The following is a 20,770-nucleotide window of genomic DNA, read 5'->3' as shown; positions in this document are numbered from 1 at the left end:
CGGTGTCGCCCGCCGGTCCCGTCTCCGCTCAGTACGTGACGCTGGCCTCGGCGCGGCGCGTGGTGAGCAGTCGAGCCGCGACGAAGCCGCCGATCGCGCCGAACAGGTGGCCCTGCCACGACACCTTGGGCTGGCCGGGCAGCACGCCCAGCAGCGCCCCGCTGTAGAGCAGGAAGACGGCGACGCCGATGAGGATCTCGGTCGAGCTGCGGTTGAGGAAGCCGCGGACGACGAGGTAGACGATCCACCCGAAGATCAGCACCGAGGCACCCGCGTGGTTGCTGCCGGGCTGGGCGAAGAGCCACACGCCGAGACCGCCGACCACCCAGATGATCGCGGTCGCCGCGACGCCGCGCGCGATCCCGGTGGCGAGCGCGAGGAAGCCGAGGACGAGCACCGGGACGGTGTTGCCGACGAGGTGGTCGAAGCCGAAGTGCAGCAGCGGCGCGAGCGCGATGCCGACGAGTCCGTCCTCCGAGCGGGGCCGGACGCCGTACGCGTCGAGCGGATGGCCGGACGCGGCGTCGAAGATCTCCAGGGCCCACAGCAGGAGCACGAACGCGCCGGTCACCACCGCAGCCTGCTGCCAGGAGGAACGACGCTGGGTGGGCTGCATGCCCTTCATCGTGACATCTCGGGCGAAGTGGGCGCCTGCCGAGCGCCGGTGCGGCCGGCCGGGGGTCAGCGCGCGCTGGACCCGTCCGGCAGCATCTCGGGACACGTGCCGCCGGGTGCGGTGAGCAGCTCGAAGTGCCACGGCTCGTTGGCGTAGGTCTGGCACAGCCCGTACGCCGCTCCGTGCTGGCCGAGCCAGTACGCGCCGTCCGTCGGGCCGATGTCGACCGCGTCCCCCGTGACGTGGGCCGACTCGTCCGGCAGCGCCACCCAGCGCCGCGCCTCCTCCTCGCTGCCGTAGGACTCCACCGCCTCGGCGAAGAGCCGCTCCTGGTGCGCCCGGCTGCGCCAGCCGCTGGTGACGACCAGCCGGACCCCGTCCCGCTCGGCGTCGCGCGTGGCCGCCCTGACCGCGGCGCGCAGCTCGGGGTCGAGACCGGCCACGGACGGGTCGATCCCGGGGTCGGCCGGAGGGCCCGTCCCAGGGCTCGCGGCAGGACGAGGGGTCGCGGGGTCCCGCTCGGCCGCCCGGCAGGCGAGCAGGGTGAGCGTCAGCACGAGCAGGGCGGCGACGAGGCGGGCGGAGCGGCGGGTGGTGTCCATCCCGGCACGCTAGGAACTCCCGCAGCGCCGCGACCTCCCACTCAGGTGCCGTTCGACCGGTCTGCGGTGCCGACGACGTCGGACCTCGGGTCGGTCGGCAGCACCCGGCGCAGGAGCGGGAGCACGGCGTACGTCGACACGGCGAGCAGGGAGCCGAGGAGCGACCCGGCGACCACGTCGCTGAGGTAGTGCACGCCCAGGAAGACCCGGCTCGCGGCCACCGACACGGCGAGCACCAGCGCTGCGCAGGCGGCCGCGCGGTGACGCACGACGAGCACCAGGGCAACCGCCGCTGTTGCCGCGGCCGTCGCGTGGCCGGAGGGATAGGACAGCGAGGACAGCTCGACGACGGGCTCGGCCCACGACGGCCGGGGCCGGTCGAGGACGTGCTTGGACGCCGGCGCGACGACGCCCTCCACGAACGACAGCGCCGCCAGCCACACGGCGAGGTCGACCCGCCGGCGTACGAGCGCGAGCACCGCGGCGACGAGCAGCGCCAGCCGCACGGGATGGGGCGCGGCCCCGTCCGTGATCGCGGTCCACACCGCGATGCGTCCGTCGTGGCCACTGGTCGCCTCGAAGGCGCGGCCGGCGACCCAGCGGTCGAGTCGCATCAGTGGCGACCACTCCACGGCCACGGCGATGCTCAGCACCAGCAGCGCCGTGGCGAGGACGGCCGGCAGGATCCAGGGGGCGCGGCGGGCTGGGGGCGGCGTCACCGTCCTTGTCTACCGCGCCGGATGGTCCGGCGCAGCGCCGCGGTGCTGTGCGCGAGATGTCCTGCGGACGAACGGACGGCGCGCCCGTCCCGGGCGCCCGCGTGCTCCGGGCGTTGCCCCCTCTCGGCTAGGCTCGGTGGGTCCCCGCAGCCGCTGGGTGACGTCACCGGCCGAGCGCGAGGGAGTGGTTGTCGTGAGCGCGACAGAGCAGCGGTCCGCCGCTCCGCAGCGGTCGACCCGGCAGCGCCGCGCCCTGGCCGCGCTCCTCAACGAGAGCGACGACTTCCACAGCGCGCAGGAGATCCACGAGATCCTGCGCGAGCGCGGCGAGGCCATGGGCATCGCGACGGTCTACCGCACTCTCAGCTCGATGGCGGAGGCCGGCGACGTCGACGTCCTCAACCACTCCGGCGAGGCGATCTACCGCCGGTGCAGCACCGAGCACCACCACCACCTGGTCTGCCGCCAGTGCGGACGCACGGTCGAGATCGCCGGCCCCGCGGTGGAGCGCTGGACGCAGTCGGTGTCGCGCGAGCACGGCTTCACCGACGTCAGCCACAGCCTCGAGCTTTTCGGCCTCTGTCCCGTCTGCCAGCAGGCCTGACACCCCCTCCTCGTCAGCGTTCGAGCGACGGCCGGCGACGGGCTCGCTGTGAACGATCCTCGCCGACGAGAACGAGATCGATTATCGTCGCGTCCGTGAGCGACACGTCCCGGGGCCCGTCATGACCGCGCGCACCCGTCCGGAGACCCGCCCCGCCCCCGAGGACGCGCGCGCCTCCGGCCGGGCCGGTCTGCAGATCTACGTCGTGCTCGCGGTCCTGGCAGCGCTGCTGCTGTCGCAGCAGTGGCTGGTGCCACGTCTGGACCACCCGGCCGTCGCGACGTGGAGCACGATCTTCGTGGCCATCGTCGTGCAGTCCGTCCCGTTCCTGGTGGGCGGCGTGCTCCTGGCAGCGGTCATCGCCACCCTGCTCTCCGAACGGGCCCTGCGGCGCCTGGTGCCCGCCAACCCCACCCTGGGCGTGCCCGTGGCGGGTTTGGCGGGGGTGGCCCTGCCGGGGTGCGAGTGCGCCTCGGTGCCCGTGGCCAGCAGCCTGATGCGCCGCGGCGTGGCGCCGTCCGTGGCCCTGACCTTCCTGCTGGCCGCGCCGGCCGTGAACCCGGTCGTGCTGGTCTCGACAGCGGTCGCGTTCCCCGGGCGTCCCGAGGTGGTGCTCGCCCGCTTCCTGGCCTCCCTGGTCACCGCCGTCGCCGTCGGCTGGCTGTGGCTCCGCTTCGCCGGCCGGGTCCCCCTGCTCCACCGGCAGCGCTCGCACGACCACGGTGAGGGCGCGGCGCGGGCCTTCCTCGGCAGCGTCCGCCACGACTTCATCCATGCCGCCGGGTTCCTCGTGCTGGGCGCGATGATCGCCGCCGCGATCAACACCTTCGTGCCGCGCGAGATCATCGACAGCGTCGCCGGCAACGCGCTTCTGGCCGTGGTGTCGATGGCGCTGTTCGCCTTCGTCGTCGCCCTCTGCTCGGAGGCCGACGCCTTCGTGGCGGCGAGCCTGAGCGCCTTCTCCGACACGGCCAAGCTGGTCTTCATGGTGGTCGGGCCGGCCATGGACGTGAAGCTGGCGTCGATGGAGTCCGGCCAGTTCGGCGGCGCCTTCGCGGTCCGCTTCGTCCCGCTGGTGCTCGTCGTCGCCGTACTCTCCGCCTGCGGCATGGGATGGTGGCTGCTGTGACCCGTGGAACGCAGACCCTGCTGCTGACCGTCACCGGCGCCGTGCTCGTGCGGATGGCCGTCGGCGACACCTACCTGCGCTACGTGAACTCCTGGATGCGCTGGCCGCTCATCGCCTGCGGCGTCCTCCTGGTCGTCCTGGCCCTGGTGGACCTGTGGAGCCAGGACGACGCGCCGGCCGACGACCACTCCGAGGGCTCGCACGTGCCCCGGGCGGCGTGGCTGCTCTTCGTCCCCTCGCTCGTCTTCTTCCTGATCGCGCCCCCGGCGCTCGGCGCGCACTTCGCCGAGCGCGCCCAGACCGCGGCGCTGCCGACGGAGCCCAGCTCCGAGGTCGTGCTGCCCGACCTGCCCGAGGGCGACCCCGTGCCGCTGCTGATGGACGATCTGGTGATGCGCGCCTTCTACGGCGGCGACACCCTCGAGGGACGGCGGATCGAGCTGACCGGTTTCGTGAGCAAGGGCCCCGGCGACGGGTGGTACGTCACGCAGTTCGGCATGAACTGCTGCGCCGCCGACGCCACGGTCATGCGGGTGACGGCCAGCGGCGTCGAGGCGCCGCCCGTCGACCAGTGGGTCGAGGTCGTGGGCACCTACGTCGCCGGCACCGGCGCCGACGGCCGGACGCCGCCGGAGCTGGCGGTCGAGCAGCTCGAGCTCGTCGAGGCGCCGAAGAACCAGTACCGCTGAGGCAGCACCGCACCGGGTGGCACCGGACCGGGCGGGGGCGGACCGGGCGGGGGGCTCACGCGGAGCCGGTCGACCGCTCCCGAGCGGCGGCCAGCGCCGCGAGGCCGGTGGTCACCGGAACGGCGGCGACCAGGCCGAGGGTGGCCACCGCGCTGCGCACGAGCTCCTGGGCGATGACCTGGTCGGTGAGCACGCCTCCGAGCGGGTCGCTGCTCGCCACGATGAGGATCAGCAGCGGAAGCGACGAGCCGGCGTAGGCCAGGATGATCGTGTTGACCACCGAGGCGATGTGGGAGCGGCCGACGCGGCTCGCGGCCCGGTAGAGCTGCAGCGCCCCGTAGCGGGGGTTCGCGTGCGCCACCTCCGTCACCGTGACGGCCTGCGTCACCGTGACGTCGTCGAGCACGCCGAGGGAGCCGATGACGATCCCGGCGAGGAGCAGGCCCTGGGTGTTGACCTGCTGGGTGGTGCCGACGGCCGCCGACAGGTCGTCGGTGACCCCGGTCAGGTGCAGGCCGGCGACCGCGACGGCCGACAGCACGCCGGTCAGGGCCAGGCTGACGAGCGTGCCGAGCACCGCCACCGTGGTGGACATGGCCAGACCGTGGGTCAGGTAGAGGACGGACAGCATGATGGCCGCGGAACCGACCACCGCGACCAGCAGTGGCGGCCGGCCGTCGAGGATGGCCGGCACGACGAACGCCACCAGCACGAGGAACGTCAGGCCGAGCCCGGCAAGTGCGGTGACCCCGCGCCACCGCCCGAAGGCCACCAGCGCCAGGACGAACGCCACCGCGAGCAGCCACAGCCCGGCCGCGCGTTGGTGGTCGACGATCGAGTGGACCTGCCCGTCCGGGGTGCTGCTGCTGATCAGCACGACGTGGTCGCCCTCCGCGACCTCGGGGGCCCCGGTGCCGTTGGGCAGGGCGACCTCGACCGTCTCGCCGTCGTCAGCTCCGGCCGTGAGCCGCACCTGGGCGGTGCCGCACCCGTTCACGTCGTCGGACAGCTCCTCGGCGCACTGCTCGCGCTGGATCGAGTCGATGGTGCCCTCGACCTGCTGAGCCGACACCCCCTCCACGGACGGGGTGTCCTGGGGCCACAGCCAGAGCATCGCCACCAGGGTGACCAGCCCGAACGGGACGATCACCGCCAGCGCGGCACGACGTGCCGCGCGCGTCACCGGCTCCGCGCGCCGCCGGCCGTGGGCGCCGCCCATGCCTCGCACCACCTCACCGGATCGGGGCCACCTGGGGTCGTACACGTCGGCTCGGCCGACGCCGGGCGATGCTACCCAAGGCGGTCGGGGGCCCGCGGGCTCAGCCCACCAGGCGCCCCTCCTCGAGCCGGATGACCCGGTCCGCGGCGGCGATGCTCTGCTCGTCGTGCGTCACGCACGCCACGGCAGCGCCCCGCTGGCCCGCCTCGGCCGCGAGGATGCGACGCACCGCCTCCCGGCTCTCGGCGTCGAGCCCGGCCGCCGCCTCGTCGAGCAGGAGCACGTCGCAGCCCTGCACGATCCCCTGGCCCAGCAGCGCGCGCTGGCGCTGACCACCCGAGAGCTCGGTGAGCCGGCGGTGGGCGAGCCCACTGAGTCCGACGCGGTCGATCGCCTCCGCCACCGCGCGGCGTACGTCAGCGCGCGGGCGCCGGCGACTCCAGGTCCCCATCGCCACGACGTCGGCCACCGTCACGGGCAGGTTGTCCGACACCTGCGGACGCTGGACGACGAGGGCCGTGGTGCCGCGACGATGAACGGTACCGGCGCGCGGGCGGCGTACCCCCGCGAGCAGCTCGAGCAGCGTCGACTTGCCGGCGCCGTTGGGTCCCACGATCGCCGTGACGGTGCCTCGCGGCAGCTCCGCGGAGACGTCGTGGAGCACGTCGCGCCCGTCGTGGGCGAAGCAGAGGGCGCGGGCGGACACGGGGTGCTCCGGGGTGGTCATGGCCACAAGATAGCAAGTTGGTAACCGTTCTCATCATCATCTAGGGTCGGTCGCCATGAGCGTGCTGACCGAGCCCTTCGGCGTCGACTTCGTGCAGCGTGCGCTGCTGGGCGGCGCCCTGGTCGCGGTGATCTGCGGCGTGGTGGGCACCTGGGTGGTCATCCGCGGCATGGCCTTCCTCGGCGAGGCGATCGGGCACGGGATGCTGCCCGGGGTCGCGATCGCCACGCTGCTGGGTCTGCCGGTGATGCTCGGCGGTGCGGCCAGTGCCGTGCTGATGAGCGCGACCATCGGCGCGCTGCACCGCCGCGGCCGGCTGTCCTACGACACGGCGATCGGGCTGCTCTTCGTCGCCATGCTGTCGCTCGGCGTCATCATCGTGTCGCACTCCGGCAGCTTCGCCACCGACGCGACGGTCATGCTCTTCGGCGACGTGCTGGCGATCCGCACCCCGGACATCGTGATGCTCGCCGTCGCGCTGGTGGTGACCCTCGCACTCGCGGCGTCCTTCCACCGTGCCTTCGTCGCAGCGGCGTTCGACCGCCGGGTGGCGCAGACCCTCGGGCTGCGCCCGGCCCTCGCGCAGGTCGTGCTCGTCGGCCTCGTCACGCTCGCCGTCGTCGCCTCCTACCAGGCGGTGGGCTCGCTGCTGGTGATGGGACTGCTGCTGGCACCGGCGGTCGCCGCCGGACAGTGGACCCGCCGGATCCCCAGCACGATGGCCCTCGCGGCCGCGCTCGGCGTGCTCGCCGTGGTGGCCGGACTCCTCGTCTCGTGGCACGCGGGCACGGCCGCCGGCTCGTCCATCGCCTACAGCGCGGTCATGGTCGCGGCGCTCTCCGCCGCGACGCGCCTCGCGCACGACCACCTGGTGCGCGCCCGCGACCCGCACCTCGCGTACGACGCCCCCGCGCCCCGCACCGCCGTACGCGCCCGCGCGACCTCCGACGCCCGCTGATCGCCCCCCGACCCCCGACTTCGACCTGACAGGAAGCCATGTCCGTGCACCTCCGCGCCGCTCTCGCGGTGCCCGTCCTCCTCCTCGCCTCCGCGTGCGCCGCGGACCGCGGCCCGACGTCCTCGGACGAGGACAGCGCCGACGTCCCCGCCGCCAGCGCTGACGACGACCACGGCGCCGTCGAGGGCGCACGGGAGGTCGCCGAGCCGCAGCTGCACCTGGTCACGGTCGGCGCCGACGGCGAGACGGGCCTCCTCGACCTGCTGAGCGAGGAGTCCCGTCCGCTCGACCGCATCGCGCCGCCCTCCGCCCTGACCACGGACGGCCGATACGTCCTCGCCACGGTCGACGACGGGCTCGCCGTCCTCGACAGCGGCGCGTGGACGTGGGACCACGGCGACCACTTCCACTACTACCGCGCCGAGCCGCGCTCGCCGGGCACGGTGCCGGGCCGGGGACGAGCCACGGTCTCGACCGGACCGTTGTCGACCGCCGGGGGCACCGGCGTGTACTTCGCGGGGTCCGGGGAGATGGTGCTGCTCGACAACGAGGCGCTGGCCGACGGCGAGCTGCGCGAGTCGTTCCGTCTCCAGTCGCCGCCTCACCGCGGCCTGGTCGCGCCCTTCGCGGGCGGAGCCGTCGTGACGGTGCCCGACGAGCGCGGCGTCGTGCGGGCGGTCGAGCGCGTGGACGGGTCCGGCGAGCCGGTGGAGGGCAGCCGTGAGCGGTGCGCCGATGCCGCCGGCACCATCACCACCGCCGTGGGCCTGGTCGTCGGGTGCGCGGACGGCGCCCTGCTGTGGACCGAGCAGGACGACCGGGTCGAGGTCGAGCGCATCCCCTACCCCCGCGGGACCGACGCCCCACCGGCCACCGCGTTCAGTGCGCGCAAGGCGCGCCCCACCGTCGCTGCCCTCGCCGGGCCCACCTCGTACTGGCTGCTCGACACGCGCGAGCGCACCTGGCAGCTGCACGACGCGGGCGTGCCGCTGCTGCGGGTCTCCGCCTCCGACGACGACGAGGGCCACGTCGTCGCGCTCGACCGGCGCGGTCGGGTGCGGGTGTACGCCGCGGACTCCGGCGAGCAGCTCGGCGCCAGCGCCCCGGTGCTCGCCCGCACCGTGCGCGACTCCGGGTCCCTCGCCGGGGTGGACCTCGTCGTCGACCAGGAGCGCGCCTACGTCAACGCGCCTGCCGAGGGCGTGGTGCTGGAGGTCGACTACGCCGACTCGGCCCGCGTGGCGCGTACCCTCCGCACGACCCCGGCACCCGCCTTCTTCGCGGAGACGGGCCGATGAGGCGCGTACGCCGGACCCTCGCCGCAGCGGTCGTCGCCCTCGCCACGGCCGGCTCCGCGGGCTGCTCGGCGGGCAGCGACGACGGGCGGCCGGACGTCGTGGTCACCACCAACATCCTCGGGGACGTCGTCCGGGCCGTGGTCGGCGAGCAGGCCGACGTCACCGTGCTGATGCGTCCGAACGCGGACCCCCACTCCTTCGAGATCTCCGCGCAGGAGGCAGCGCTGCTCCGCAGCGCCGACCTGGTCGTCTCCAACGGCCTGGGGCTCGAGGAGGGTCTCCAGCGCCACCTCGACGCAGCAGCGGACGACGGCAGGAAGATGTTCGTGGCCGGCGACCACGTCGACGTCCTCGAGTACTCCGCCGAGGAGGGCGTCGAGGGCGGCGCGCCCGACCCGCACTTCTGGACCGACCCGGCGCGGATGCTGGACGTCGTCGACGGCCTCGCGGCCGCGCTCGGCGACGTCGAGGGCCTCGACGCCGACGAGCTCGAGCAGCGCACCGCCGACTACCGCTCGGAGCTGGAGGAGCTGGACGCGGAGATGGCGCGGGCGTTCGCCGGCATCCCCGACGAGCGGCGCAGCCTGGTGACGAACCACCACGTGTTCGGCTACCTGGCCGACCGCTTCGACTTCCGCGTCGTCGGGGCCGTGGTGCCGGGCGGGACGACGCTCGCCTCCCCCAGCGCCGCCGACCTCGACGACCTCGCCGGCGCCATCGAGGACGCCGGCGTGCCGACGATCTTCGCGGAGTCCTCCCAGCCGGACCGCCTCGTGCAGGTGCTCGCCGACGAGGCGGGCGTCGACGTGCAGGTGGTGGAGCTCTTCACCGAGTCCCTCACCGGCCCCGGCGAGGGCGCGGAGACGTACCTCGACATGCAGCGCGCCAACACCGAGCGCATCACATCAGGGCTCTCCGCATGAGGCCCGTCACCGAGAGGAACACCATGGCACACCGACACACCCGAGGGCTGCGCGGCACCGCGTCGCTCGCCGTCCTGGCGCTCGCCCTCACCGCCTGCGGCTCCGAGGACGAGCCGGCGGACCCGCCCGCGACCTCGACCGCCGCGCAGACCTCGATCGGCACCCGCCTCGCGGTGTCGTACGAAGGGGGCGTCGCGGTCCTCGACGGCGAGTCCCTCGAGGTCGTCGACGAGTTCGAGTCCGAGGAGTTCACCCGGCTCAACGCGGCTGGGGACGGCCGACACGTCCTCGTGACGACCAGCAAGGGCTTCCAGGTGCTCGACACCGAGGCCCCGGAGCTGACCGACTCGGTCTTCGAGGCCGAGGCCGCTGGGCACGTGGTGCGCCACGGCGGCAACACGGTCCTCTTCGACGACGGCACCGGCAAGACGACGGTCTTCGAGACCGACGCCCTGGCCGCGGCCGACGGCGAGCTGCCCGAAGGCACGACGTACACGGCACCGGAGCCGCACCACGGCGTCTCCATCGTGCTCGAGGACGGCACCCTCGTCACCACCGAGGGCGACGAGGAGTCCCGGTCCGGCGCGGTCGCGCTGGAGCCGGACGGCGACGACTGGACCGAGGTCGCGAGCAACGACCAGTGCCCCGGGATCCACGGCGAGGGGACCGCGGCGGGCGAGGTCGTCGTTTTCGGCTGCGAGGACGGCGCCCTGCTCTACCGCGACGGCGCCTTCGAGAAGCTCCAGGCGCCCGACGAGTTCGGCCGGATGGGCAACGCCTACGTCTCGGAGACGAGCCCGATCGTCGTCGGCGACTACAACTCCGACCCGGACTCCGAGGGCTACCTCCTCGACACCGTCGCCCTCATCGACACCGAGGCCGGCACGCTGGAGCCGGTGACCCTGCCCGAGGGTGTCGAGTACACCTGGCGCGGGGTGGTCCGCGGCCCCGAGGACCTGGCGTACGTCCTGGGGACGGACGGGGCGATCCACGTGCTCGACCCCGCCACTGGTGAGGTCACCGACGACTTCCCCGTCGTCGACCCGTGGGAGGGGCCCGAGGAGTGGCAGAACCCCCACCCCGCCCTGACCGTGCACGACGGCACGGCCTACGTCGTCGAGCCGGCCTCGCAGCAGGTCCACGCCGTCGACCTGACGACCGGCGAGGTGACGGCGTCGGTCGAGCTCGACCACGTGCCCAACGAGATGGCCGTTGCCCTCGGGTGAGCACGCAGCGGCCCGGGGTGGCGACGCCCCGGGCCGCCCGGGCTCGGTGACGGGCCTCGTGGTGCGCCACGCCAGCCACGAGGACGTCGCAGCCCTGGTGCGCATCCGCACGCACTACGTGCTGCACACGCACTCGGCCTTCGACACGGTGCCGCCGAGCCGGGCCGACCTCGACGACTGGTTGACGCAGTTCGACGAGGCCACGGCCCACCAGCTGGTGGTCGCCGTACGGGACGGCGAGGTGCTGGGGTACGCCGCGACCCTGCGCTACCGACCCAAGCCGGCCTTCGACGGCACCGTCGAGATGTCGGTCTACCTCGCCCCCGGCCGTACGGCTGCCGGCGTGGGCTCCGCCCTCTACCGCGAGCTCCTCGCGCGCTCCGCCGCGCACGGCACGCGCACCTGGCTCGCCGGCGTCGCGCTGCCCAACGACGCCTCCCTCGCCTTCCACCGCAAGCACGGCTTCGAGGTGGTGGGCACGTTCGTCGACTACGCGCGCAAGTGGGACCGCGACATCAGCACGACGTGGCTGCAGCGCAGGCTCCCCGCCCCCGCGCGCTGACGGAGGACGTCCCCCGGACGTCATACGGAGGGGGCCGACGCCTGCCCCGTCCGTATGACGTCCGGGGCGGGCGCGGATCAGCGAGACGCGAGCCGGAAGCCGATCCCCCGGACGTTCTCGATGCGCTCCGGCGCGCCGGCCGTCGCGAGCCGCTCGCGGATGCGCGCGATGGCGCTGGGCAGCACCATCGGTGACCCCGACCAGTCGCTGCCCCACACCTCGTCCATGAACCGTTCGCGGGTCACGACCTGACCGCGGTGGGCGACCAGCAGGGCCAGGACGTCGTACTCGCGGCCGCTGGTCACGACCTCGCGCCCGCCGTAGGTGATCTGGTGCTCGGTGATCTCGAGCGACGGCGTGCCGGGCGTGCTCCCCGGCGGGCGGTCGTACGAGCGGTGGATCCGGCGCAGCACCGAGCGGACCCGGGACTGCAGCTCGGCGACCGAGACGGGCTTGGCGAGGTAGTCGTCGGCGCCGGCATCGAGCCCGGCCACGACGTCGAGCTCGTCGCCGCGGGCGGTCACCATGATCAGGCCGCCGCTGAACCCGCTCTCGCGCAGGGTGCCGCAGACCTCGACGCCGTCCATGTCCGGCAGCACGAGGTCGAGGATGACCATGTCGGTGTCGACGTCCCCGACGTGGGTGATGGCGTCCTCACCGCGCGCGACGACGGAGGCCTCGAACCCCGCCGCCTCGAAGAGGTGGGCCAACGGGACTGCGAGGTCCTCGTCGTCCTCGACCACCAGCACGTGCTGCACCATCGCAGCATAGGAAGGCGGGGGCCACGACGTCGATACCGAGACGCAACAGGACATCCACCGGTGGTATCGCTCGCAGACGTGAGGACCGCCGGAGCGTCGTCAGTCCTCGGGGATGTCGAGGATCGTCGCGTGCCACGCCTTGGCGACCGCCGGTACGCCACGCCGGTCCCCCACGGCGGTCGAGGTCCCACCTAGGGTGGGCAGCGTGACATCGCATCCCGCCGAGGTGCTGGACCGCCTCGTGGCCGCCGGCCGGGAGGCGGGGGCGGCTGTCGCGGTCGTCCGCAACGGCGTCCTGGAGGTCGACCACGCCGCAGGCACGCAGGACGGCGCCCGGCCCTGGACGTCCGACACCTTGGCCATGACGTACTCCGTCGCCAAGCCGTTCGCCGCCCTGGCGTTCCTGGACGCGGTGGCCGAGGGTCACCTCGGCCTCGACCAGAGGGTCGCCTCGCTGTGGCCCGCCTACGCCCAGGCGGGCAAGCAGGACACGACGATGCGGCACCTGCTCTCGCACCAGGCCGGACTTCCGGCGTTCCCGGAGGCGGCGCTCGACGTCGCGTACGACGACCGCGAGGCGCTGGTGGAGCTGCTGGCCGCGGCCGTGCCGGCGCACCCGCCCGGCGGCGGCGTGGCCGAGCACGCCCTCACCTACGGCCACCTGCTCGACGAGGTCCTCCGCAGGGCCACCGGCGAGCCGCTGGCCGACCGCTTCGCCCGGCTGGCTCGAGCCGGCGGCTGGGACCTCCACCTGCGGGTCGAGGACGACGACCTGCCCCGGGTCGCGACGATGGTCGAGCCGCCCGGGACCTGGAGCTCGGGATACTTGAGCGATCCTCGCTGGGGCCCGGCGCTCGGCCGGCCCGACGGGCTGCTGGACCCGGCGGTGCTGAACTCCGACCGCTTCCGGCGCACGTCGTTCCCCGCCGTCGCGCTCCACGCCACGGCGCGTGCCCTGGCGTTCTTCTACGACGACGTGGTCCGGCCCGACGGCTTCGTCGCGAGCCGGTTGGGCCGCGACCTGTGGCGGGCCTATGTCGAGCCCGCGGCCTCCGGCCACGACCTCGTGCTGGACCGGTCCGTCACCTGGACCCTGGGCTTCCAGGTCAGCGACGAGGACGGTCGCGTCGAGCTCGGCATGGGCGGGGCCGGCGGGTGCTCGGCCTGGGGCGAGCCGGCCGCCGGGTACGGCGCCGCGTACGTGACCAGGCAGCTCGGTGGACACGACCGCGCGGAGCTGGTGTGGGAGGCGATCGCCGCGACCGGGTGAGCGTCGAGCGGCGCCACCGCCACGGGCGCGTTGGTCGTCGGTCCGACGTGCGGCGTGCGGGTCGCGGTCCTCAGGCGGTGCGACGCCTCCTGGCCAGACCCACCAGGACCGCGCCCAGCAGCAGCAGGCCGCCTGCCAGCCCCGGCATCCACGAAGCGAGCGGGCTGCCGGTGTCGGGAAGCACGCCGGTCGCGTCCGGACCGTCCGGGTCGCCCCCGGGCCCGCCTGATCCGGCGACGGGGTGCCGCGTGCACTGGGGCGAGTCGGCGCTGCAGTCGATCGCCTCGACCCCGGCCACGGCGACCGCGTTGCCGATGCGGTCGTCGCCGCCACCCGTCACCCGCACCGCGTAGGTGATGCGGGCGACCTCGCCCGGCTCGAGACGGCCGGTGACCCGGATCGTGGCTCCAGCGCGGTCGGCCCGGACCGAGTCGTTGTCGGACCGGGGACCCGAGACGAGCTCGGCGTCGTCGAGGACGTCGGCGAGCCGGTCGACCAGCTCGACGCGCTCCGCGCCGGCGGACCCCTCGCGTGCCTCGTTGCGCAGGGTGACGGTGTAGGTGAGGACGTCACCCGGCGCGACCGCGGTGCCGTCGGCGGGGTCGGCCGTCTTCACCACGCTGACGCGAGAGCGCGGGTTGCTGGTGCAGTCGGGACGGGTGGAGGAGCTCGGCCGGCAGTGCGCGGGAACCGTGTCGCCCGGGTCGAGCAGGTGGTTCGTCAGGTCGCCGTCACCGGTCGCCTGGTCCCGGTCGAGCACCCGGACGGTGTAGCGGACGCGTTCGCGCGCCCCTGGCGCGAGGGTGCCGACGACCCGCAACCGGCCGTCGTCCGGTCCGGTGACGACCAGGTCGTCGCTGCTCGTGCGCGGTCGGCCGACGAGTCTCGCGTCGTCCAGCACGCCGGAGAGGTCGTCGATGCGATCGACGGAGACGGGGACAACACCGCCGCTGTGGAAGTGCAGCGTGTAGGTCACCAGCCGACCGGGCTGGACCGAGGACCCCGACGCCGGGTCCGCGCTCTTCCAGTCCACGAGCTCGGCGACGCGGTTGGAGGTGGTCGGCGGGTCGACGGGCGCGCAAGCGCCTTCACCGCCGCAGGTCACCTGGGGGACGTCCGGGCGCAGCACGTTGGCGAGCTCGCGGTCGCCGCCGTCGCGCCCGTGCACCCTGACCTGGTAGCTGACGCTGACCCGCTCTCCGGGTCCAACGGTCCCCGTGACCCGGAGCCGGTCGCCGGTGAGCACGGCCGAGATGCCGGGCTGTGCGCTGGACGGCGGCCGGGACAGGTCCGCGTCGTCGAGCACGTCCGACAGGTCGTCGACGGCGTCGATCCGTCCGCCGGCCGCGCCGTCGTTGGTCCAGGACAGCACGTAGGTGAGGGTGTCCCCCGGCTGTACGGACGTCCCGTTCGGCGGGTCGACGACCTTGCGGGGGACCACGTGGGGCAGTGCGGTGACGACGCTGGCCGAGCAGGCCGGGTCCGCGCAACCGGGGACCGCGACGGCGTTGACGAGCCGGTGGTCGCCGCGGTTGGTGATCCGCACGCTGTAGGTCACCGTCGCGCTGCTCCCGGCGGTGAGGGCGCCGGTCCACGTCAGCCGGTCACCGCTGAGGACGGCCTCGCCCGAGGTGGCGCTGGGCGCACCGACGAGCACGGCGTCGTCCAGCACGGCGGAGAGGTCGTCGACCGCCACCGCCGGGGCGTCCGGGCCGGCGTCGGCACCACCGTCGTTGGTGATCGTGACGGTGTAGTCGACCCGGTCGCCGGTGTCCGGCGTCGCGTCGGTGGCCACCGCCTTGGCGACGCTGAGGTGGCGCACCGGGTTCACCGTCGTGGCCGGCTCGCAGTCCCCGGGGTTGCCGGACGGGCAGGCCAGCACGTTGGTGAGCACGTGGTCGCCCTGTCGCTCGTGGGGGCGCACGCGCACCCGGTAGACCACCCGCAGCGTCTCCCCCACCGGCACCGCGCCGGCGACCGCGATCCGGTCACCGACGACCTCGGCGGTGAGTCCCGGGTCGGCGCTCGGCGTGCCCTCGAGCACGGCGTCGTCCAGGACGTCGACGAGGTCGTCGCTCGTGTCGACCGCTGCCGGCGCCCCGCCGACGTTGGTGAAGGCGAGCGTGTAGGTGAGCACCTGCCCTGCCGTGACCGGCGTACCGGACGCGGGGTCGACGCTCTTGGCCTGGCGCAGGCCCGACCCGGGCACGGCGACGGCGGCGCAGGCAGCACTCCCGGGCGCCGCGCTCGCGGCTGGCACGCAGGCGCGGTTGTCGACGTCGTGGTCGCCCTCCCCGGTGTAGCGGACCGTGTAGTGGATGGTCGCGCTCGCGCCGGCGGGCAGCGCGCCGCTCCAGCGTAGGACGGCGCCGTCGACGTCGGCCTCGCCGCGGGTCGCGCTCAGCGTTCCGGGGACGAGGCGGGCGTCGTCGAGCACGTCGGACAGGTCGTCGGAGACCGTGGCCGGGACGGCGTCCGTCCAGTCCCCCGGGCCGGGGTTGCGGACGGTGATCGTGTACGTCACGGGGTCGCCGACCCTGGGCAGGCTGGTGCGGTCGGCGGCCTTGCCCACCTCCAGCCGGGGAAGCTCGAAGGACACCGAGTCGCACGGCACCGCGCCGCCGGCGTCACACGCCGGGGTGGGCGCCGGACCGGGTCCGCCCGGGACGAACGCGGTGTTCGTGACGACGCCGTCACCGCCCCCCGCGAGCCGCACCGCGTAGGTGACGACCGCCGACTCGCCGGCCGCCAGCGGGCCCGACCAGACCAGTCGGGACCCGTCCCGGACCGCCGGCGGTCCCGGTCGGCCGCCCACCTCCACGGTCGCCTCGCCGACGAGCTCGCCGTCGTCCAACACCGCCGTGAGGTCGTCGACGAGCCGGGCCGGGTCGGCGGCGCTGTGGTCGCCGGTGCCGGTGTTGCGCAGCGTCACCGTGTAGGTCACCGTGTCGCCCGGGCGGGTCCGCGCGGTCGCCGTCGACGTCTTGTCCACGGTGAGTCGCGGCGTGCGCACCTCGACGGGGTGGTCCTCCACCTCTCCGCCGGCGGCCGGCCCGGTGGGCAGGGGGTCGGCCACGACCTCGGGGAAGATGCGCAGCCGTGCGTACGTGCCGCCGGCAGCGGTGGGAGCCGGGAACGTCAGCGCGTACGTCGCCGTCCCCGACGAGGCGGGCACCTCGACCGTGGCGCGCTCGTCCGGCGAGAAGGTGCCGTCGCGGTCGGCGTCGAGCCAGCCCGCCAGCGTCACGGGCACGGCCGTGTCGTTGGTGGCGGAGACCTCCACCCGGGTCGGCTGTCCGGCCCGCGCGACGATCGGCGCGGCCAGTGCGTCCTCGTCGTCGGTGCCGGCCACGTCGTCGCCGTCGGCCGAGCCGCTCGGCTGTCCGTCGCCCTCGTAGTCCACCGCGTCGCCCAGGCGCGGTCCGCCGCGGGCGTGCACCGGACCGTCGGAGGCTCGCCGCGTGCCGTAGCTGTCCGGGGCGTCGCCGTACTCGCACACGGCTTCCAGCGCGATGTCGTCGAGGGCGAGGTCGTTGCCGCTGCCACCGCGCGCGTTGTTGACCAGCTCCAGACGGGCGGTCGCCTGGGTGGCGGTGAAGCCCAGCGCGAACCGGCGCCACACCGGCGTCGTCGTGGAGGGCAAGGCGCCGGTCGAGGTCTCCGCGAGCGTGGCGCCGGTGCGCGGGTCCACGACGCGGAAGGTGACGTTGGGCTGGATGCCCACGGTGCGGTTCAGCGCGTTGACGATCCAGGCCGAGAAGTCGTAGCGGGTGCCGGGGGTCAGCCCGACGAAGGTCTTGCTGAAGAAGCGTCCGGGCTCGAATGCCGCGTTGACGACCATCATCCGGCCGTCGGCGTCCCCGGGAGTGTGGTTCTCCAGGGTGTGCCACCAGTTCCCCTGGGCGGTGCCCAGGCGGGAGAGCAGGGCGTACTCCCCGTCGGTGACGGTCCCGGCGGTCCGGTGGAGGTACGTCGTCTGCCCGGCCGGCAGCGGCGGTCCGTAGCCGGTGCCGGTGCCGAAGGACTCGACGAACGGGTCGGTGCACGAGGTGGGTGGCCGGACGCCGGCGGTGACCCGGTGGTCCTCGACCTCCCCGTCCGGCGCCGCGCCGCGCGAGCGCTCGTCGACCGCCGTCGCCGGGTCGTCCACGAGCGTCGCGGACGTGAGGCGGAGCCGGACGACCGGGGCCGCGCCGTCGGCGAGCGGCGCCAGTCCGGTCCAGGTCAGCCGGGCGCTGGTCGCGCCGTCCGGCACGGCGGCGCTGGCGACCTCGTCCGCCTGGAAGACGCCGTCGGCGTCGGCGTCGATCCACCCATGGAGCGTGGCCGGCTGACCGGTGTCGTTGCGCAGCGGGACGTCGACCTGCGCACCCGTCGCCCCCGGCTGCAGGGACATGGCGTCGAGGGCGTCCTCGTCGTCCGTGCCGTCGAGGTCGTCGCCGTCCGCGTCGGGCCCGGCGAGCTCCTCGGCGTCGTGGTCGACGCGGGAGCCGAGCATGAGCGCCGACGTCCGAGCAGCGGGGTCGTGCAGCGTCAGCCGGTGCACCGCGCCGTCGGCTCCGGCTCCGTAGGACGCGGGCGCGTCGCCGCGGTCGGTGTAGCGCGAGCGGTTGGTGACCGTGCACACCACCTGGTCGGTCGCCTCGGTGTCGACCACGACGGAGGTGGCCTCGCCGGAGGGCAGGTCGGGGTCCGCCAGCCCGTTGCGCGTGCATGCCCAGGTGTGCGTGTAGTCGTCGAGCGCGGCTCCCGACCCGGGGGTGACCGCATCGGTCAGGGTGACGGACGCGCCCTCGCCCCCACCGGCCACGACGACGGGACCGGTGCTCGCCCGGTCAGACGTCCCCGTGCTCGCGCTGCCCATGACCGCGCCGGAGGGCGACGCGACCGACACGTCGAAGGAGTCGTCGGCGCGCACGCGCCCGTCCACCACCTTGACCACCTCGACCGAGGAGGTCTGGACGCCGAAGGCGATGCCGGATCGGGCGTTGGTGAGCCATCGCAGCGAGAACGTGCTCGGAGCGTCGGCCGAGACCAGCACGGACGTCGACTTCTCCGCCAGCGTGCTCGCGCCGCCGGCGCCTGTGCAGGACACCGAGGTGGTGCCGAGACCGGTCATCGCGGCCGGCTTGCAGCCCTTCGAGCCGCGGTCGTACAGCACGTCGAGCAGCTCGAGCGACTTGTCCGAGGTCCACCGGAGGGACTCCCCGGCAGCGGCGACGTTGTCCTCGGTGTCGGTGGCGACGAAGGCGTAGGAGGACAGCCGCGCCCCGGACGCGTCGCGGACCGTGATGTCGTCGAGGGTGACGTCGAGGCCCACGTTGGCCCCGCTGAAGCTGTACAGCGAAGGACGCCCCGGGATACCGGCGTAGCCCTCGGTCGCGAAGGCGAACCTCGTCTCGATGGGCGTGGCCCGCGCCTCGATCGCCGCGTCGGCCCGGCCGGACACCCGCTGGGTCCTGATGGTGTAGCTGATCGTGTAGCCGCCCGGGAGGGACGCCGTCATCGGGTGGCCCTCGGGCGTGCGCGCCGCCCGGTCGTCGTAGCCGGCCATGTCGAGCCAGCAGATGGAGTCGGCGAAGCGCCCGGTCGTGGCGTACCCGCAGCCCTCCGCGTCCGCGGCTGCGGACGCCGACGCGGGAACGGGGGCCGACGCGGGAACGGGTGCCGACGCGGGAACGGGGGCCGCGGCGGCCCGTGGTGCCGCGGGCGCCGCGGCGCCGTTGGAGGCGCCCGACGGCACGGTCACGAGGCTCGACAGCAGGAGTGCCGCTGCGGTTCGCAGGAGCGTGGTGCGAGCGTGCCTTCGGTGGCGCATGTGCTTCTTCCGGTCGGTGGACTCAGCCCCGGAGGGGGCCGCCGTGACGCGCGGAGACGGTGCCGGACCGGCCGTGCGAGGGGAGGTCGGGGACCACCTTCGCAGAACCGCGCCGCGACGTCACGCGCCCTCGGAGCCGGGCCGCGCCGGCTCGGCGTACCAGATCGTGCGGTGGCTCCAGTCTCCCGGGCCACGGCGCACGCCCGAGCACACCAGGATCGCCAGGCGCGACGGCCCGGTGGTGTCGTAGTAGCCCGAGAGCGACCCGCTGGCCCGGACCTGCTGGCGGCGGGTGACCCGGTAGCACAGCCGCTCGCCCGACGCGCCCGAGACCTCGAGCACGGCGCCGACGCGCAGCCGATCGAGCAGCAGGTTGCCCAGTGCCGGCGGACGCGACCCGGCACGCGGGTAGGTGTGGGCGGTCAGTCGCACGACCCCACTGCTGCCGCCTGGACTCACCCCGACCGCCTTGTCCCACGCGAACTGCCACTTGCCGCGCTCGGTGAGCGGCGGCGGCTTCGGAACCCCGTGCCGGTCCTGCCCGAGGGCCAGGACCCGGGTCGGCTCGACCAGGCCGTCGACGGCGAGCGTCGTCGGCCGGAACTCGTGGTCGACGTGTGCGCAGGCCGAGCCGTCCTCGCGAGCCGACGCGTGCGCCGGCGCGACCCACGGGGCCGCACCGGACGCCGCAAGCGCGACGCCCAGCACGACCCCGTGGACGAGGACGGAACGGAGGGACCCGTGGAGCCGTCCTGCGAGTGTCACTGCATCACATCCCCGGGGACCGCAGGCGGAACCCGGTCGCGGGCAGCTGGGCGGGGACCACGGTGATGGCCGCCTTGCCCTTGTTGTTCGACCGGACGGACTCCCCGGCGACGCGGACGTCGGCGACGTTCACGACCCGGCCGACGGCGGTCCTGGTCGCCTCGGCGACCACGATCACCGGCGACGCCTTGCGGTGCGCGCCCAGACCCTTGCGGAGCACACACTTGACGGTGTCCGAGCCCTTGCGGACCTTGCACGTCCAGCCCTTGCCCGTGGCCGAGACCAGCTCGAGTCCTCGCGGCAGCGGGTCGGTCAGCGTGATCGGCCCAGGAGCGGCCTCCGTGCCCTTGTTGCGGACCGTGAGCTTGTAGCGCACGGTGTCGCCCACCTTGACCTGGGTCCCGCCGACCGCACGCTTGTTCAGCACGAGGTCGAACGCGGGGTCCTCGTCCACCGGGGGGTCCACGGTGATCGTGACCGTCGAGCGGACCGTGTTGCCGTTGCTGTCGGTCACCGCGTACTCCACGGGGGTGGCGCGTCCCGTGAACCCCGGCTCGGGGTCGAAGGTGATCGCGCCGGTCGCCGGGTCGATCGTGTAGACGCCCTCGCCGGGCACGACCAGCGTGCGTCCGCCGTTGGTGGCGTTCGGCGAGGTGAAGACGACCGTCGGGACGTCCCAGCTGCCGGGGGTCCCGTCGACCCGCGGGCCGGGGACGTCGTTGGCGAGCGGCGGCACCGCGACGTTGGTGTCGTGCGGCGTGGTCTCGGCGTCGGGCTGGGCCTGCGGACCAGGTCGCACGGTCACCGTGAGCTCAGCGGTGTCGGTGGCGCCGTTGTCGTCGGTGATCCGGTACTCCACCGCCGGGGTCGTGCCGGTGTAGCCC

Annotated in this window: 18 protein-coding genes; 9 read left to right on the top strand and 9 right to left on the bottom strand. The window is 74.3% G+C overall.

All coding sequences use genetic code 11. The features are described 5' to 3' along the window. Positions 1-28: 28 nt before the first annotated feature. From J3P41_RS08415 to J3P41_RS08405, 3 genes are all read right to left on the bottom strand, one after another. The gene (locus tag J3P41_RS08415; RefSeq protein WP_210649883.1) at positions 29-616 is read right to left on the bottom strand and encodes a rhomboid family intramembrane serine protease; all 588 of its coding nucleotides are present in this window, start codon (positions 614-616) and stop codon (positions 29-31) included. Between the two features lie 65 nt (positions 617-681). Then, a complete protein-coding gene (locus tag J3P41_RS08410; protein ID WP_210649882.1) occupies positions 682-1,218 on the bottom strand; it encodes a M15 family metallopeptidase in 537 nt (178 codons plus the stop codon). A 41-nt stretch (positions 1,219-1,259) separates the two neighbouring features. Continuing rightward, positions 1,260-1,937 (bottom strand): phosphatase PAP2 family protein, encoded by a 678-nt coding sequence (locus J3P41_RS08405; protein ID WP_307861896.1) that lies wholly within the window; start codon positions 1,935-1,937, stop codon positions 1,260-1,262. Between the two features lie 193 nt (positions 1,938-2,130). Here J3P41_RS08405 and J3P41_RS18640 point away from each other — a divergent pair, with 193 nt between their 5' ends. From J3P41_RS18640 to J3P41_RS08390, 3 genes are all read left to right on the top strand, one after another. After that, positions 2,131-2,541 (top strand): Fur family transcriptional regulator, encoded by a 411-nt coding sequence (locus J3P41_RS18640; protein ID WP_307861895.1) that lies wholly within the window; start codon positions 2,131-2,133, stop codon positions 2,539-2,541. Positions 2,542-2,662: 121 nt separating this feature from the next. Then, positions 2,663-3,670 (top strand): permease, encoded by a 1,008-nt coding sequence (locus tag J3P41_RS08395; RefSeq protein ID WP_210649879.1) that lies wholly within the window; start codon positions 2,663-2,665, stop codon positions 3,668-3,670. Further along, positions 3,667-4,359, top strand: a complete 693-nt coding sequence (locus J3P41_RS08390) for a TIGR03943 family protein (protein ID WP_210649878.1) — start codon at positions 3,667-3,669, stop codon at positions 4,357-4,359. The genes J3P41_RS08395 and J3P41_RS08390 overlap by 4 nt, the downstream gene beginning before the upstream one ends. 55 nt (positions 4,360-4,414) lie before the next feature. Here J3P41_RS08390 and J3P41_RS08385 read toward each other — a convergent pair whose 3' ends face one another. Together J3P41_RS08385 and aztA are read right to left on the bottom strand one after the other, a co-directional pair. Continuing rightward, positions 4,415-5,578 (bottom strand): YibE/F family protein, encoded by a 1,164-nt coding sequence (locus J3P41_RS08385; RefSeq protein WP_210649877.1) that lies wholly within the window; start codon positions 5,576-5,578, stop codon positions 4,415-4,417. A gap of 100 nt (positions 5,579-5,678) precedes the next feature. Beyond that, a complete protein-coding gene (gene aztA, locus J3P41_RS08380) occupies positions 5,679-6,305 on the bottom strand; it encodes a zinc ABC transporter ATP-binding protein AztA (protein ID WP_210649876.1) in 627 nt (208 codons plus the stop codon). A gap of 55 nt (positions 6,306-6,360) precedes the next feature. Here aztA and aztB point away from each other — a divergent pair, with 55 nt between their 5' ends. From aztB to J3P41_RS08355, 5 genes are read left to right on the top strand one after another with little or no spacing between them, the layout of a single operon-like run. Beyond that, the gene (aztB, locus tag J3P41_RS08375) at positions 6,361-7,263 is read left to right on the top strand and encodes a zinc ABC transporter permease AztB (protein ID WP_210649875.1); all 903 of its coding nucleotides are present in this window, start codon (positions 6,361-6,363) and stop codon (positions 7,261-7,263) included. Between the two features lie 38 nt (positions 7,264-7,301). Further along, a complete protein-coding gene (locus J3P41_RS08370; protein ID WP_210649874.1) occupies positions 7,302-8,561 on the top strand; it encodes an ABC transporter in 1,260 nt (419 codons plus the stop codon). Then, entirely contained in the window at positions 8,558-9,484 is a 927-nt protein-coding gene (aztC, locus tag J3P41_RS08365; RefSeq protein WP_210649873.1) for a zinc ABC transporter substrate-binding protein AztC, read from the top strand. Before J3P41_RS08370 ends, aztC begins: the two co-directional genes overlap by 4 nt. A 23-nt stretch (positions 9,485-9,507) precedes the next feature. Next, positions 9,508-10,710, top strand: a complete 1,203-nt coding sequence (gene aztD, locus J3P41_RS08360; RefSeq protein WP_210649872.1) for a zinc metallochaperone AztD — start codon at positions 9,508-9,510, stop codon at positions 10,708-10,710. After that, complete coding sequence (locus J3P41_RS08355; RefSeq protein WP_210649871.1) at positions 10,697-11,272, top strand: GNAT family N-acetyltransferase; 576 nt, start codon at positions 10,697-10,699, stop codon at positions 11,270-11,272. Before aztD ends, J3P41_RS08355 begins: the two co-directional genes overlap by 14 nt. Positions 11,273-11,349: 77 nt before the next feature. On the opposite strand, the gene J3P41_RS08350 is transcribed toward J3P41_RS08355, so the two are convergent. Continuing rightward, positions 11,350-12,030, bottom strand: a complete 681-nt coding sequence (locus J3P41_RS08350) for a response regulator transcription factor (protein ID WP_210649870.1) — start codon at positions 12,028-12,030, stop codon at positions 11,350-11,352. Between the two features lie 208 nt (positions 12,031-12,238). Between J3P41_RS08350 and J3P41_RS08345 the strand changes: the two genes are divergently transcribed. Then, complete coding sequence (locus tag J3P41_RS08345; RefSeq protein WP_210649869.1) at positions 12,239-13,303, top strand: serine hydrolase domain-containing protein; 1,065 nt, start codon at positions 12,239-12,241, stop codon at positions 13,301-13,303. A gap of 70 nt (positions 13,304-13,373) precedes the next feature. On the opposite strand, the gene J3P41_RS08340 is transcribed toward J3P41_RS08345, so the two are convergent. The 3 genes from J3P41_RS08340 to J3P41_RS08330 form a co-directional block, all read right to left on the bottom strand. Then, complete coding sequence (locus J3P41_RS08340; RefSeq protein WP_210649868.1) at positions 13,374-19,121, bottom strand: CshA/CshB family fibrillar adhesin-related protein; 5,748 nt, start codon at positions 19,119-19,121, stop codon at positions 13,374-13,376. Positions 19,122-19,241: 120 nt separating this feature from the next. Then, a complete protein-coding gene (locus J3P41_RS08335; protein WP_210649867.1) occupies positions 19,242-19,886 on the bottom strand; it encodes a class F sortase in 645 nt (214 codons plus the stop codon). Positions 19,887-19,890: 4 nt separating this feature from the next. After that, on the bottom strand, positions 19,891-20,770 hold an 880-nt coding region (locus J3P41_RS08330; RefSeq protein ID WP_210649866.1), incomplete at its 5' end, for an Ig-like domain-containing protein.

It is taken from the genome of Nocardioides sp. SYSU D00065, from assembly GCF_017916425.1.
GTDB lineage: Bacteria > Actinomycetota > Actinomycetes > Propionibacteriales > Nocardioidaceae > Nocardioides.
The sequence above is the reverse complement of the archived record's forward strand: the minus strand, read 5'-3'. Positions and strand labels throughout refer to the sequence as shown.